Raw genomic sequence first — 14762 nt, 5'->3', positions numbered from 1 at the left:
CGACCCCGTCGCGAATGACCCGCAACGGACCTCGCCTCTTAGCCAACTGGTGACGTTCATATCCTGTCCGCGTTCCTTCTGTGATATTAATGACGCAATCGGCCAAATATGGCGCGCACTTTGTCGGATGACCGATATTGGTCGGACTCCGCGATGTTCCCCCGCTAAACCTGATACCGCAGAGCCCCGCTTAATGGGTCCATGCGCGACGGGCGCCGCAAAGGCGCAACGGAATTTCAAACGTCGCTATCTGGGCTGCGGGGAGATTTGGGTTGTCTTATTTTGTAGCATCTGAAGGCGCGCTGGAAACCGGCGCGGCCGTTGTTGGGCGCAAGCGATCGATTAGCCGCTTTGCGGCGACCATGCGCGCGGCGACCATGCGCGCGGCGATGACGCGCGCGGCGCTGTTCGCCGGCGTCTTGCTCGGCGCGCTCGCGACCGGAGCGCAGGCCCAGACGGTGATCAACGTCACGGTCGCCAACGACACCGGCACCACCTCGGGGGGCTCGACTGGCGGCGCCGGCACGCTTAGCGCCGCGCTCGCGCAGATCAATGCTTCCACGCCCCCCGGCGGCTTCATCATCAACCTGCAGACCAATGTCACGCTGTCAGGGCCGCTGTCGCCGATCTTCAACTCGGTGACCATCAACGGCAACGGGTTCACCATCAGCGGCAACAATTCGCAGCGCATCTTCATGGTCGGCGTCGACACCGCGACGCAGACCAGCGCGGGGGTGGCGGGCTCGATCATCGCGGACCGCCCTCAGGTGGCGATCAGCAACGTCATCCTGTCCGCGGGCCTCGCCCAGGGCGGCGGCAACGGCGCCGGCGGCGGCATGGGGGCGGGCGGCGCGCTGTTCGTCAACCAGTCGGCCGACGTGACGCTGAGCAATGTCAGCTTCGCCAACAACAACGCGAAGGGCGGCAACGCAACAACCAACACGTTTCGCGGCGGCGGCGGCCTCGGTGGCAGCGGTGGCAGCGGCGGCGGCAGCGGCGGCGGCGGCATCTTCGGCGGCGGCGGCCCCGGCGGCGGCGGCATTTTCGGCGGTTCCGTTGCCGCTGCCGGCGGCGGCGGCTATAGCGGCGCCGGCGGAAACGGCACGAACGGCACCGCGGGCCTCCTGTCGATAGCCGGCCTCAACGGCGCCGGCGGCGCCGGATTTGGTGGTGGCACCACGGGTGGTGCCAATGGCGGCGGCGGCGGCGGTATCGGAAATGCGGGCGGGGGTGGCGGCTTCGGCGGCGCAAGCAGTTCCGGCTCGACCGGCGGGGCGGGTGGTTTCGGCGGCGGCGGCGGCACCGGCTTGAACGGCGGCGGCGGCGGTGGTTTCGGCGGCGGCGGTGGTGGTTTCAGCGGCCCTGGCGGCGCCGGTGGCTTCGGTGGCGGCGGCGGCGGCGGTGCGGGCGGCTTTGGCGGCGGCGGTGGCGGCGGCGGCGCGGGTGGGTTTGGCGGTGGCGGCGGAGGCGGCGGGACCGTTGGGGCGGGTGGCTTTGGCGGCGGCGACGGCGCCAGTGGCGGGAACGGCGGCGGCGGCGGCATGGGCGGGGCGGTGTTCGTGGTCAAGGGCGGCTCGCTCACCATCAACGGCAACGGCTCGACCTCGGGCGGCAGCGTAGCCGGCGGCACCGGCTCCAATGGCGGCGGTGCGGGCTCGGCCTTAGGCACGGGCTTCTTCGTGCAGGGCTCGACGCTGACCTTCGGTGGCAGCGGCAGCTACACGGTGTCGGACGCCATCGCCGATCAGAACGGTTCCGGCGGCGCCGCGGCCTCGGACGGCCTCGGCGGCACCGGTGGATCGAGCGCCATTACCAAGAGCGGCATCGGCACGCTCAGCTTTTCTGGCGCCAACACTTATACCGGAGCTACGACGATCAATGCCGGCACGCTAAGGGGCGCTGCGGCGAACACATTCAGCGCTACGAGCGCGACGACAATCAACACCGGCGGCACGCTCGATCTCGGTTTGCTGGCACAAACGATCAATATCGTTTCGCTATCGGGCGGCACGTTGGCCAACGGCGCGTTGACCGGCGCAGTGACCTCAAGCGGCGGCACGCTGAACAGCCTCGGCGGCGGCATGACGCTGACGGTGAATAGCGGCGCGACCAATGTGACGGGCACCAACACCTTCACAGGCGCGACCACGGTCAACAGCGGCCTGCTCTCGGTCAACGGCACGAGCACGGCCAGCGCGGTGACGGTGAATGCCGGCGGTACGCTCGGCGGCAACGGCACGGTCGGCAACACGACCATCAATGGCGGCACGCTGGCGCCCGGCAATTCGATCGGTACGTTGACCGTGCAGGGCAATCTCGTGTTGACGGCCGCATCGAGCTACATGGTCGAGGTGTCGCCTTCGGCGGCCGACCGCACCAACGTCACCGGCGTGGCGACGTTCGGCGGCGCCACCGTCAAGGCATCTTTCGCAGCCGGGGCCTATGTCGCAAAGCAATACACCATTCTCAACGCCGCCGGCGGTATCGGCACCAGCACGTTCGGCTCGATCGTCAACACCAACTTGCCGGGTGGCTTCGCGTCGAGCCTGAGCTATGACGCCAACAATGCGTATCTCAATCTCGTTCTCAGTTTCGTGCCGCCGCCCGGGACGGCTCTCAACAACAACCAACGGAACATCGCCGACCCGATCGTCAATTTCTTCAACTCCAACGGCAGTATTCCGCTGGCGTTCGGCGGGCTGACGCCGGCGGGACTGACCCAGATCTCCGGCGAGACCGCGACCGGCTCGCAGAGACGACCTTCAACGCGATGAACCAGTTCATGGGATTGCTGACCGATCCCTTCATCGACGGCCGCGGCGATGGCGTTTCAGCGGGGTCATCGGCGGGCGCATCGGCCTACGCTTCGCAGGACAGACCGCGCTTCGGTGCGGCGCGCGACGCCTATGCGATGTTCACCAAGGCGGCCGTCATGGCCGATCCGTTCGCGCAGCGCTGGAGCGTGTGGGCGGCGGGCTATGGCGGCGCGCAGACCACGGACGGCAACACGACACTCGGCACCAACAACACGACCAGCCGCATCGCAGGCACCGCGGTCGGCGCCGATTACCGTATCTCGCCGAATACGCTGGCAGGCTTTGCACTGGCGGGCGGTGGCACGAACTTCAGCGTCGTCAATGGCGGTTCTGGCCGATCTGATCTGTTCCAGGCCGGCGCCTTCATCCGGCACAATGCCGGTGCGGCGTATCTCTCCGGCGCACTGGCCTATGGCTGGCAGGACATCACCACCAACCGCACCGTGACGGTGGCCGGCATCGACCAGTTGCGCGCGCAGTTCAACGCCAATGCGTGGTCGGGTCGCGTCGAAGGTGGTTATCGCTTCGTCACGCCATGGATGGGCGGGGTGGGCATCACGCCTTATGCCGCAGGCCAATTCACCACCTTCGATCTGCCGGCCTATGCCGAGCAGGCGGTAACCGGCGCCAACACCTTTGCGCTCGCGTACACGTCAAAGAGTGTCACTGATACGCGCAGCGAACTCGGCCTTCGCAGCGACAAATCATATGCGATGCCGGACGGTATCTTGACGCTGCGAGGGCGCCTGGCATGGGCGCATGATTTCAACCCCGGCCGCAATATCGGAGCGACGTTCCAGACATTGCCGGGCGCATCCTTTGTCGTTGGCGGCGCCGCGCAAGCCAGCGACTCCGCGCTCGTCACCGCCTCCGTCGAAAAGAAATGGCTGAACGGCTGGTCCGCCGCTGCCGCCTTCGAGGGCGAGTTCTCTCAGCTCACCAAGAGCTACGCCGGCAAGGGCGTGGTGCGGTATGCGTGGTGAGGTGACGATTTCCGGTTTTGGCCCTTCGCATCATTTCGCTGTGCTGCGGAATTTGGTAGCTATCGGGGCATAGCGGACTCTGGCAAGCTGACCGATCGGCTGATTTATGGGATCACGGCCTAGGTAGCCCGCGATTCTTTTTCTGATTTTGTGGGCTTATTGAATTGCTGGACGGACTCTACAAGGTTGAATACGGCGTCAACGATGCGTTCGGCCGCAGCATCATGTGCCTGCATGACGGCAAGATGCTGGGCGGCAATTCGGCCTTCGCGCACCTTGGAACCTATGTCGAGCGCGACGGCGAGATCGTCGCCGAGGTGATCACCGAACGGCACAACGAGGATCCCAATCACAAGCCGCTGATGGGAGCCGATAACGCCTCGATCGGTGCGCGCGGGCGGCTCACCGGCAACCAGATCCGTCTCGAGGGTGGCGCGGACACCATGCCGGGCGCAAAATTCTGGGCCAATCTCACCCGGCTCGACGACGAGGGGTTGCCTCCGAGTGGTGCGGTCGGTCCGGGCGGCATCGCCAACGGACTCTATGGGATGAGCCTGCGCGCGCTTGACGGTGTCGATGCCGGATTATCGGGCGTGATGCTCCTGATCGACGGCCGCATCCTCGGCGGCGATGCGTTCTTCTACTATCTCGGCTCCTATTCCTCGGCGGACGGCCGCTGGAAGGGCGAGATGCTGAACCAGGAGCACACGCCGGCGAAGGGCGAAAACCCCGTGTTTGGCGGCTATGAGGTCGGGATCGGCTTCTCCGGAACCTGCACGGCGGATAGCGGTGAGCTCGAAGGCATCGCGCTCGCCGGCAAGCGCAGCCTGCGCCTTGCAGCCTCGCTCAAGCTGATGCGGCGGGCCTAGGACGTGCACTCATAGTAGCCGCGCCGGCTTGCGCCAAAAGTGACATCGAAGTGGTCTGGACGGATGTCGTCCTTGGGCCAGAGGCGGGGAGGCCAGTTCTTACCACTCCCGCTTCATTTCATCGCAACATCGCGGTCGATGTCTTGCAGGTGCACGAAAGTTGCCCAGGCTTTTCGATATTCGCTGTCTGTGGGATCGATCGCAAGCAAGGCGCGACACGCCTCTTTGATTTCTTCCGACGAGGGACGCATCGCGACGTTGCCGGACGACTTGGCTTGGTTCCAGCGTTCCTCGACGCCTTTCGCCAAGGCGAGTGCTTCGGAGGGGCTCCGTTTCCGGGTTGACCTCGCCAACGGGTGATCCGGAGGGAATTTGGGCCATGCGACGGGAGGCTGATCGGCTCGCCACTCACTCTCCTTGCCGGTCCCACGCTCTCCCGGCAAGTTTGCCTGGGCTCCATTGGCCGATTGAGGCGGGACAGTCCGTGCGCCCAGCTCGCGGAGCTGCTGTTCCATGGTCCCGCCGGACGCCGTTGCGCCTGCCGCAGGTGCACGCGTCGTCAGACCTGACACAGTTGAGGTGCTGGCCTGCGGAGCAACCTTCTGAACGGTTTGCGCAACGGACAGCATGCCAGGCGAAAGAGCAGGCTTCTGCTGCGCGACCTTGTCATTTTCAGTGGGGCAAGGCCGAAATCCCGAGCGCAGCTGCGTGATCCGGCCGTCGTCGTCGATGCGGGCAAAGTCAACGGCCACAGTGTAGACGAAAGCGGCATCGATGGATTGGCCGGATTTGTCTCTGGCGTTGACGGCGCCGCAGACATATCGCGCCGCGTCGGCTTCGACTGAACGCAATGCGCTGAATTTGGCCGAGTCCGGATCGATCAGCACGTGCCGAACTGCTGCGCGAGCTTTCATGTGCTCGTTAGAGAAGATGCTGAGCACGACATCCGGATTGAACATGTCGGGCTGGTAGTACCACTTGTACTCCACAGCAAGGAATGCTGCGGCCAAAGGCCGTCGCGATCAGGAAAGCAGATGCATTCATGGATTTGGTCGGGTAATGGAACCCGGTATGGTTGTTGTTGTCTTCTTGAACTATCTAAGATAGAATCTGCTAACAATCCGTAAATTGGTTGCTCCCGCGATTTTCAACAACCGGTGGAAGAGCCACAGCTGGTTTTGCTCAAGGGGGCAGTTGCCGGTGCGGGATACACACTGAGCAAAGTCAACCAAGGGGGCACAGGCTGACGCCTGACGGGTGGCAGCGGCAGGTCCGCTGTGGGCCATAACCGGACATCAACCAGCGAACGACCGTGGGTCTCACAGCACTGGCGTACACTGCATGTCTGCTCCGACGATGAGCGGCCCGTTGTAGGCAGTTCGCAAATCAGCGATGGCCGCATCGAGTTCAAACAGACCGAAATGACTGACGATGAGCTGCTTGACCGCAGCCTCTTGGGCAACGCGTCCGACGACTGCCGGTGTTGCGTGCAAGGGAACATTCGCACCGGGCGGGATTGCAAGATGCATGATCAGGAGGTTCGCGCCCTTTGCGAATTCGACGAAGCCTGGATCGGTGCCGTTTTGGTCGGAGCTAAACACGATCGACACATTTCCGGTCTGCACGCGATAGGCCAAGGTTGGCATATTTCCATGCGGGATTTTCCGTGCCGTGACTGTCGTTCCCTCGCGCTGCAAAACCACGGATGGATCGCTTTTGACAGCGTCAATCACTCCGACATCAAGTCGAACGCCACCCGCCACAACGCGCCCCATATCGGGCCGCACGCCGCTGCCCCCGTATGAGCCGCCTAACGCCGATCCGAGCACTGGAAATGCGCCAGTCTTCTCGTCAAAAAGCCTGTTGAGGAAAATCGCAAAGTCAGGGGCCGCATCGTTGCCTGTAGGACCGAAAACCTTGAGAGGTTCCTTGCGGACCTCGTGGCTCAGCCAAAGGAACGCTGGCAAGTCGGAAACGTGATCTGGATGAAGATGGCTTATTCCGACCATCCACAAGTCTTCGAGTTTGGCTTGCGATTCACCAAAGCGGTGTTGAGCACCACCGCCCATGTCGATGAGTATTCTTGCGCGCCCCTCGATCCAGACCAGATAACTCGTCGATGCCCGAGTGGGATTCATTCTGGGGCCACCAGAACCGAGGATTTGCACGTCGAGCGGCGTTGTACCGCAACTCTGTCCGAAAGCGCTCAAACTGCTCAGTGACGCACAGAAAATTCCTAGCAAGAAAATAACCGGAAGCCGAACCATGAAGACACCCATGTTGTTCAAACAGAGTCTATCAAATCGGTCTTGCAAATTTCACGACAGGGCATTTTGCCAGCAGCTAAGCTAGTCAACGGGGGTAACTGCGGCAAGTCATGATCGCCAGGGATCGACGTCTGCTCCGGGGCACAAGTCGACATCTGAGCAAAGACTACAAAGCGTCCGCTTTGCGCCATTAGCGGAAGTTGCGCTTATTCGATCACCGCGTTGCCAAGGCGAGTACCTTGGCCGAGATGGTCATTCGGGCAGCCCTGCTTGCCGCAATCCTTCCTCATATCGCGCGACGTCCTCAGCACGTCGATAAGGGCCAAGCACATCTTTGAGATTGGAAAGGCGCAGCGTGGGGCTGAGTTCTCTCAGCCGAGCCACGGCCTTGTGTGCTTGCTCCGGCCGACCGGCCATTGCGTTGCTTGCGGCGGTGATACGTAATCCAGGTCGATAGTCCGGACTGCACTGCAATGCCATTGCCGCCCATGATGCCGCTTCGTCATAGCGGTCCAAAAAGAAATGTGCATACGCGGTCCCGGCTCGCATGCCCATCAGCCACGGATCAAGTGGGCTCAGGCGAATGGCTCGTGCGAAGCGCTCGATCGCCGATTCCGGCTCGCCGAGCCAGAGTTTTACCCAGCCGCCGAAATTCCATGCCTCAGCCAAATTGGAATTAAGCGCGATCGCGCGATCAACTAAGCCGGCACCTACCCCGAGATCCCCAACAACAAACGCTAACGCATTCCCGCCAGCGGAGAGCGCGTTCGCGTCATCCTTGCCCAACTCAACTGCCCGTTGGGTGAGCTTCTTCACTTCGGCAATCGCGTTCGCCGTGTCCGGAATCCAGCCATTGATCCTGGCAATGAGGTAGCAAAAGGCTGCGCGACCGTAGGCGGTGGCAAATTCCGGGTCGAGCTCTATCGCGCGGTTGAACAGACGCAATGCCTCGTCGTTCGCTTGCCGGTTACCAAACTGATGAAGCCGGGCCAGACCGCACAAATAGTGGGCATAGGCGTCGAGACTAGCCCGATCTATTCACGAGAGCACGGTCGTTCTTGACGTCTGACTGGGGCTGGCGGCTGGCGTGGGTGACCGTCCGGCCTTTTGTCACCGGGTTCTACATCAAGCTGTTTTGTACGCGTTGGAGGAGTGGGGCGGGTGAGCGGGCGCAGGCCCGGTCGGTTACGGGCCGAGCGGGAGCAGCGCGCCGGGCAAGCTGCGGAAGAGGTCGGCTTCGGGGCATGCCGCGGCGAACGCAAGGCGAATGCGGCTCGCGGTTTCGACGACCCGGGCTGCGATTTTCAAGAGACGAAGACGCAGCGTCGCGAACTCGGCGGCGGCCAATTCCCGGACTTTGGGAATGGCGCCGCGCACGGTAAGCATCAACCAATAAGCGGCGGTGTGGAGAACGAGACGGACCTGGTTGGCGAGCGCCGAACGGCAACTGGTGCGATCGGAGGCGAGCTGCGTCTTATGCAGCTTGATCAGATTTTCGGCTTGGCCGCGCGCGCAATACAGGCTGTCGTAGATCCACTCGGCCGAGCCGACATCGAGGCTGGTGACGACGAAGCGGATGTCGAGGCCGAGCATCGTCGCCTCAATACGGGCGACAGTGCGCCGTTCGTGATCCCAGGACTTTGCCTTGTGGCGCGTCTCGGTATAGCCGCGCAGAACAGGCAGGTTCTCGATGGCGCGTCGCGTGCGAATGTCGTCGGCGACCTCGTCGACTTTTCTGGCGAGAGGCTTGGTACCGGACAGACCGAAGATGTAGTCGATGCCGTTGTTCTCGCACCAGGTCATGGCCTCCGGCCGAGCATAGTGCCCGTCGCCACGGAACGTAATTCGCGTCTTGTGCCACCGCGTCCGGATATGCCGTATCAGGCGGCGCAGATGGGCACGCACCTCGACGCCGCCCGGCGTCTTGCCGGGCCGCAGCACGACCGCCACGGGCCGGCTCTTCTCCGTGTCGTAGACGTGGATCGGCAGGAAGCAGCGTTCGTCATAATGAGCGTTGAACAGCGAGAGCTGCTGATGGCCGTGGACGACATCGCAGGTATCATCGATGTCGAGCGTGACGGATGCCGGCTCGCGCGGGTAGCTATCCATCCATGCGTCGACCAAAGTGTAGGTCAGTCGGATCACGTCGCGCAGGCGCGGAGCATTCTCCAGACGCGACAGCGTCGGTTGGGAACACAGATCGCGACCGCTGTCCGGCAGCCGTCCGCAGGCCAGCTTGAATGCGGGATCGGACCGCAGATGATCGAGGTCGTCGGCGTCCTCGTAGCCGCAGCAGATCGCGAACATGCGCGCGCGGAACATATCGACAAGGCTGTGCACGACCCGCGTCGGATCGCGCCGATCCGGGAACACCCGGGCCAAATTGTCGGCCAAACCGAGACGCCGCTCGGCCATCGCCAGAAGCATCACGCCCCCATTCGAGGTTAGGCGTCCACCATCGAAGGCAGCTGTGACTTTCTTGGCGTGAACGGCTGGAAACGAGAAGGGCAGAATCGTATCATCGGTCATGGCGGGCGTGGCGTTCGCGGTTGAGGTGATGGGGTTGGCTTCGCAACCGAATCCTACGCCGCATCAGCGCTTTACACCACGCTCGCCAGCCTCTCAGGCGCCCTCTCGCGAATAAGGCGGGCTAGCGGTCGGCTTGCGTTTGGCGCGCTCGATCTCAGCTTTCTCCACCGCAGGCGCGATCGCCCCGACAACGCTTTCAGTCACCTGGTCCTGCAAATCGAAGATGTCGCCGAGCTCGCCATCAAACCGATCGGCCCAAATATGTGCTCCAGTAGCGGTATCGACGAGTTGTCCCGTAATGCGCACTCGGTTTGCCGCCTTGCGAACGCTCCCTTCCAACACGTAGCGCACCCCAAGCTCGCGCCCCACCTGCTTCACGTCGACAGCGCGCGCCTTGTAGGTGAAGCTGGAGTTTCGGGCGATGACAAATGGCGCCTTGAAACGGGACAGCGCCGTGATGATGTCCTCGGCCATTCCATCGGCAAAGTATTCCTGTTCGACATCGCCAGACATATTCTGAAACGGAAGCACCGCAATGGAAGGCCTGTCGGGCAGCGGAGGCGGACTTCCGGCCTCGGCAGCAAAAACTGGCGCAGCCTCTCGCGTTTCCGTCGGCGCATCGACCTCAAAGGCCCTGATTGGCTCCTGAATGTTCTTTACATGTTGAACGCCAAGATCCGTACCTGGGTCTGTGACCGAGGCTCGCGCGGGCAATTCTTCCTCGGTGATCTCGCCAACAAACCGGAAGCCTCTGCGAGAAACCGTCCGGATCAGGCGTTGCTCCTTGCCGGTATCCCCGATTGCCTTGCGCACGGCATTGACGTGGCTGGTCAGCGTGGATTCGGACACGATCCGTCCTTCCCACACCGCCTTCAGAAGATCGTCCCTTGTCACGACCTGTTCCCGGTTTCGGACCAGGAAGAGCAGCAGGTCGAACACCTTCGGTCCGATGGGGATGAGCTCGGAGCCTCGCTTGAGCTCGCGCCGGTTGGCATCGAGACAATAATCTTCAAATAGAAACGACACTTGTGATCCTTCCTGGACAAGAAGCCAAGGAAAACTCGATCGCAATTCAGGCCGGCTGCAAGGTCTTTTCCGTTCGAAACAGTACACATTTTCTCACCCTTCGGGAACGAGGGTTCGAGAAATGGTTGGCCCGCCTGCACTCGACGCGCACTGACGTTCGCAATCAACGCAACAAACCTGGCCGAGCCGAGGCACGGCTTACCACCTGCATCGCCTCCCGAGTGCGAGGATACGTTCATGAACAAGCATATCTTGTGCGCTTACCTGGAGGACGCGTCAGTTGCGCCTGAGACGTGCCAGGTCACTCCGGCTCATGCCGAGCGCCCTCCCGCCGGTGCAGAAATGGCGCGGGTGCTCGGGACCACGCCATTTCACATGGCTTTGGATTCCTCCGGCGCCGGAATCGCCCACTGGAAGCATGACCCGCTGCACGACGTCGTCGCGCCCATGAGCCATCACGTCATCATGGCTTACAACGGCACGGTGCAGCGCATGGAGCGGCGGATGGGACGCGCGGTTGCGATCGGTACGTTTCGTCCCGGAGTCGTGATCATCATCCCCGAAGGATCGAGCTCCCGGTGGGATATTCCGAAACCTGTCGATGTCATCCAACTCTATCTTCCGCACGCCACGCTCGAGCGGGTTGCAGGCGAGGTCGACAACGCCACCTCGACCGATCTGCTGGAGCGAACGGCGCATCCGGACCCCATTACATCCCGATTGCTCCTGACCGCGATCGACGCCGTGGTAGGCAATGTCGTCGTGGATACACTGTTCAGGCATCAGCTGATGGACCTCTTGGCCACGCGCCTGCTGGCGGCGCATGTCGGCGCGCCGTCCACGTTCCAGCCGACGCGGGGCGGCCTCTCACCGGTCGTATTGCGCCGCGCCATCGAGCGCCTGCACTCGGACATCGACGCTGACGTATCGCTCGCGGCGCTCGCTTCTGATGCCGGTCTTTCGCGATTCCACTTCTGCCGCGCCTTCAAGGAAAGCACCGGGCTTTCCCCACATGCCTGGCGGCGCCAGCAACGGCTCGAGGAGGCCAAAAACATGCTGCGCGGCACCGACGCGTCGGTCATCTCGATCGCGGTCGCGCTCGGCTATTCTTCCCAGACCGCGTTCGCCGCCGCCTTCAGGAAGCTGACCGGGGACACCCCGAGCAATTGGCGACGGCGTGCACGTTGACAGCATCGCCTATGCTGGGAACAGCATCATTGCGAGAAAGGCTCCCGGATGCAGGCGGGCAAAAGAAGGTCCCATGACCGCTATGGGTCACAAGCCGACGCCTGACGGGCGGTAGCGGCAAGTCCGCTATATGGGACATTGGCGGACGTCGCGCCTTGCCGCTCGGACAGCGCGCTTCGGCTGGAAGCGGACAGCGAGACGGCAGGCAGCGGGCGCGAAGCGTCGCGTTGGGATGAATTACAGGAAGCTGGCGTCTGGCGGGGTGGAATCCGGGCCCGGCCGGGCTTCCCCTGGCGGCCCGTATGGCCTATGACGCTGCAACGCAACATTCCCCCCAAAAAGACCCCATGATCCGCCTCGACAACGTCAGCAAGCAAGCCGGCCACCAGATCCTGTTCATCGAAGCTTCCGCCGCCCTCAACAAGGGCGAGAAGATCGGCCTCGTCGGCCCGAACGGCGCGGGAAAGACCACGCTGTTCCGGATGATGGCCGGTGAGGAACTGCCCGATGAAGGGCAGGTTTCAACCGATCGTGGCATTACCATCGGCTATTTCAACCAGGACGTCGGCGAGATGTCTGGCCGCAGCGCCGTGGCCGAGGTGATGGATGGCGCAGGTCCCGTGAGCGAGGTCGCAGCCGAGTTGCGCGAGCTCGAGGCCGCGATGGCCGACCCCGACAAGGCCGACCAGATGGACGAGATCATCGCGCGCTATGGCGAGGTGCAGCACGCGTTCGAGGAACTCGACGGCTATGCGCTCGACGGCCGCGCGCGCGAGGCGCTGTCCGGCCTCGGCTTCAGCCAGGAGATGATGGACGGCGACGTCGGCAAGCTTTCCGGCGGCTGGAAGATGCGCGTGGCGCTGGCGCGTATTCTTTTGATGCGCCCCGACGTCATGCTGCTCGACGAGCCGAGCAACCATCTCGATCTCGAAAGCCTGATCTGGCTGGAAAAATTCCTGCACGATTTCGAAGGCACGCTGCTGATGACCTCGCATGATCGCGAGTTCATCAACCGCGTGATCTCCAAGGTGATCGAGATCGATTCCGGCTCGCTCACGACCTATACCGGCGACTACGAGTTCTACGAACAGCAGCGGGCGCAGAACGAGAAGCAGCAGCAGGCGCAGTTCGAGCGCCAGCAGGCCATGCTCGCCAAGGAGATCAAGTTCATCGAGCGTTTCAAGGCGCGCGCGTCTCATGCGGCCCAGGTGCAGAGCCGGGTGAAGAAGCTCGACAAGATCGAACGGGTGGAGCCGCCGCGCCGCCGCCAGACCGTGGCGTTCGATTTTCCGCCGGCGCCGCGCTCGGGCGAGGACGTCGTGGCGCTCAAGAACGTTCACAAGGGTTACGGCAGCAAGCGCATCTATGACGGGCTCGATTTCATGATCCGCCGCAGGGAGCGCTGGTGTGTGATGGGCGTCAACGGCGCCGGCAAGTCGACGCTGCTCAAGCTCATCGCCGGTGCGAGCGAGCCGGACGAGGGCACGGTGGCGGTCGGCGGCAGCGTCAAGATGGGCTATTTCGCCCAGCACGCGATGGACCTGCTCGATGGCGAACGCACTGTGTTTCAGTCGCTGGAGGATCAGTTTCCGACCGCGGGGCAGGGCTCGTTGCGCGCGCTCGCCGGCTGTTTCGGCTTCTCCGGCGACGATGTCGAGAAGCGCTGCCGCGTGCTGTCGGGCGGCGAGAAGGCGCGCCTGGTGATGGCAATGATGCTGTTCGATCCGCCGAACTTTTTGGTGCTGGACGAGCCGACCAACCATCTCGACCTCGCCACCAAGGAGATGCTGATCACGGCGCTGGCGGATTTCGAGGGCACCATGCTGTTCGTCTCGCATGACCGCCACTTCCTGGCGACGCTGTCGAACCGCGTGCTGGAACTGACGCCGGAGGGCATCCACCAGTTCGGCGGCGGCTACACGGAATATGTCGCGCGGACCGGGCAGGAGGCGCCGGGGCTGCGGAGCTAGTTTTTGCTCTTGCGCGAGATCGTGGCGATCGCCTCGATCTCGTTGGTCCAGATCCCGCCGGAATAGGCTTGCGGCAGCCGGGCGAACAATTCGGGCGTATCGATGCCGGTGGAGAACTCGCCGCCGCTGTAGGGGCTGAGCACGAAGACCGCGCTGTTGGCGTCGGTCATGCGATTGAGGAAGCGATCGGGCCAGCCCCATAGCCAGGGCGCGGCGTTGATCGGTACCAGCACCATCGCGTTGCGGCAGGCGGCTGGCATCAGGCCGGTCCAGCCATAGCCGATATAGCGGATCAGGCAGCTCCGGATGGCCCCGCGCGAAATGGTGCGGACATCAGGGGTGAGGCCACGGATCACGTCGATGGGCTCGTCGCCGCCATAGACCATGATCGTCCGGCGCCGCTCGGCCGGGAGCGCGTTCAGCACGGCGGCAAGTTTCTCGCCTTCGTTTGGGTCTCGGCTCTTCACGTTGATCAGGAGTTTCTTGTCAGGGAAGGCGGCGAACACCTCCGACAATGTCGGCATCATTCCGATGCCCTTGCCGCGAAACGGGAAGGTCTTGCCGCCGTCGGCGGTGTAGCCGTAGCCGATATCGAGCATCTTCAGATTAGCCATGCTCTGCGCGCGCGTGACGCCCTGGCCGTCGGTACGGCAGCCGAGAGTCCAGTCATGGAAAACGGCGAATTCGCCGTCGGTCGTCGGGTGCACGTCGAGCTCGACCGCATCGGCGCCGGCGTCGAAGCTCGCATGCATCGAACGGAGGGTGTTCTCGAGGTAGTCATGCGCCGGCGGCAACATTCGCGCGGCGGTGCAGGTGTCGTTCCTCACATCGCGCTCGTCAAACCGTTGTGCCATACCGCGATGCGCGAGCAGCACCGGTTTGCCGTCGCGATGCGGCGCCAGCAGATCGGTGTTGTTGATGTAGACGCCCGCGGCCACGGCAATCAGGACTGCCGTGACGACTCTGAGTTTCCTGCCCACCAGATATTCCCCATTCCAGGGTTATCGTCGGCGGCGTTTGAGGTTGATTTGCGGCAATCGGGGTGCATGGGAGGCCTGTACGCCTCGCGGCTTGAACGGTCCTATGTCGCCCGCTACGCTTCCTCAAAAAAGGA

Annotated in this window: 10 protein-coding genes and 1 pseudogene; 5 read left to right on the top strand and 6 right to left on the bottom strand. The window is 63.2% G+C overall.

Annotated features, from left to right (window positions below; genetic code table 11):
* Nucleotides 1-272: 272 nt before the first annotated feature.
* The 3 genes from HAP41_RS50230 (at nucleotide 273) to HAP41_RS27295 (ending at nucleotide 4668) form a co-directional block, all read left to right on the top strand.
* Nucleotides 273-2774: a beta strand repeat-containing protein gene (locus HAP41_RS50230; RefSeq protein ID WP_264302880.1), complete on the top strand. Its 2502-nt coding sequence runs from the start codon at nucleotides 273-275 to the stop codon at nucleotides 2772-2774.
* Nucleotides 2771-3799 carry an autotransporter outer membrane beta-barrel domain-containing protein gene (locus tag HAP41_RS27300; protein ID WP_224580728.1) on the top strand — a complete coding sequence of 343 codons (1029 nt, stop codon included), beginning with the start codon at nucleotides 2771-2773 and terminating at the stop codon, nucleotides 3797-3799. Before HAP41_RS50230 ends, HAP41_RS27300 begins: the two co-directional genes overlap by 4 nt.
* A 164-nt stretch (nucleotides 3800-3963) precedes the next feature.
* Nucleotides 3964-4668: a hypothetical protein gene (locus HAP41_RS27295; RefSeq protein WP_166096283.1), complete on the top strand. Its 705-nt coding sequence runs from the start codon at nucleotides 3964-3966 to the stop codon at nucleotides 4666-4668.
* Between the two features lie 113 nt (nucleotides 4669-4781).
* Here the strand turns inward: HAP41_RS27295 and HAP41_RS27290 are convergent, their stop codons facing one another.
* The 5 genes and pseudogenes from HAP41_RS27290 to HAP41_RS27270 form a co-directional block, all read right to left on the bottom strand.
* Nucleotides 4782-5678 (bottom strand): hypothetical protein, encoded by an 897-nt coding sequence (locus tag HAP41_RS27290; RefSeq protein WP_321576655.1) that lies wholly within the window; start codon nucleotides 5676-5678, stop codon nucleotides 4782-4784.
* Nucleotides 5679-5987: 309 nt separating this feature from the next.
* Nucleotides 5988-6947, bottom strand: coding sequence for an MBL fold metallo-hydrolase (locus HAP41_RS27285; protein ID WP_224581010.1), 960 nt, complete (start codon nucleotides 6945-6947; stop codon nucleotides 5988-5990).
* 240 nt (nucleotides 6948-7187) lie between these two features.
* On the bottom strand, nucleotides 7188-7880 hold the full coding sequence (locus HAP41_RS27280; protein WP_248577119.1) for a tetratricopeptide repeat protein: 693 nt from the start codon (nucleotides 7878-7880) through the stop codon (nucleotides 7188-7190).
* 240 nt (nucleotides 7881-8120) lie between these two features.
* Nucleotides 8121-9464 carry an IS1380 family transposase gene (locus HAP41_RS27275; protein WP_166065068.1) on the bottom strand — a complete coding sequence of 448 codons (1344 nt, stop codon included), beginning with the start codon at nucleotides 9462-9464 and terminating at the stop codon, nucleotides 8121-8123.
* Between the two features lie 120 nt (nucleotides 9465-9584).
* A pseudogene (locus HAP41_RS27270) lies at nucleotides 9585-10490 on the bottom strand (winged helix-turn-helix domain-containing protein); the annotation flags it as partial.
* A 237-nt stretch (nucleotides 10491-10727) separates the two neighbouring features.
* Between HAP41_RS27270 and HAP41_RS27265 the strand changes: the two are divergent.
* Nucleotides 10728-11678, top strand: a complete 951-nt coding sequence (locus HAP41_RS27265; protein WP_166096291.1) for an AraC family transcriptional regulator — start codon at nucleotides 10728-10730, stop codon at nucleotides 11676-11678.
* 347 nt (nucleotides 11679-12025) lie between these two features.
* Nucleotides 12026-13648, top strand: coding sequence for an ABC-F family ATP-binding cassette domain-containing protein (locus tag HAP41_RS27260; RefSeq protein WP_166096294.1), 1623 nt, complete (start codon nucleotides 12026-12028; stop codon nucleotides 13646-13648).
* Here the strand turns inward: HAP41_RS27260 and HAP41_RS27255 are convergent.
* Nucleotides 13645-14628 carry a glycerophosphodiester phosphodiesterase family protein gene (locus HAP41_RS27255; protein WP_166096296.1) on the bottom strand — a complete coding sequence of 328 codons (984 nt, stop codon included), beginning with the start codon at nucleotides 14626-14628 and terminating at the stop codon, nucleotides 13645-13647. The genes HAP41_RS27260 and HAP41_RS27255 overlap by 4 nt on opposite strands.
* Nucleotides 14629-14762: the final 134 nt, after the last annotated feature.

It is taken from the genome of Bradyrhizobium barranii subsp. apii (assembly GCF_011516635.5).
In the GTDB taxonomy this organism is placed as follows: Bacteria; Pseudomonadota; Alphaproteobacteria; order Rhizobiales; family Xanthobacteraceae; genus Bradyrhizobium; species Bradyrhizobium barranii.
This window is presented reverse-complemented; position numbering and strand designations above follow the sequence as displayed.

Coding starts and splice junctions, on each gene's coding strand:
- HAP41_RS27300 (WP_224580728.1), top strand. CDS start 2,771: ATGAACCAGTTCATGGGATTGCTGACCGATCCCTTCATCGACGGCCGC.
- HAP41_RS27285 (WP_224581010.1), bottom strand. CDS start 6,947: ATGGGTGTCTTCATGGTTCGGCTTCCGGTTATTTTCTTGCTAGGAATT.
- HAP41_RS27275 (WP_166065068.1), bottom strand. CDS start 9,464: ATGACCGATGATACGATTCTGCCCTTCTCGTTTCCAGCCGTTCACGCC.
- HAP41_RS27265 (WP_166096291.1), top strand. CDS start 10,728: ATGAACAAGCATATCTTGTGCGCTTACCTGGAGGACGCGTCAGTTGCG.
- HAP41_RS27260 (WP_166096294.1), top strand. CDS start 12,026: ATGATCCGCCTCGACAACGTCAGCAAGCAAGCCGGCCACCAGATCCTG.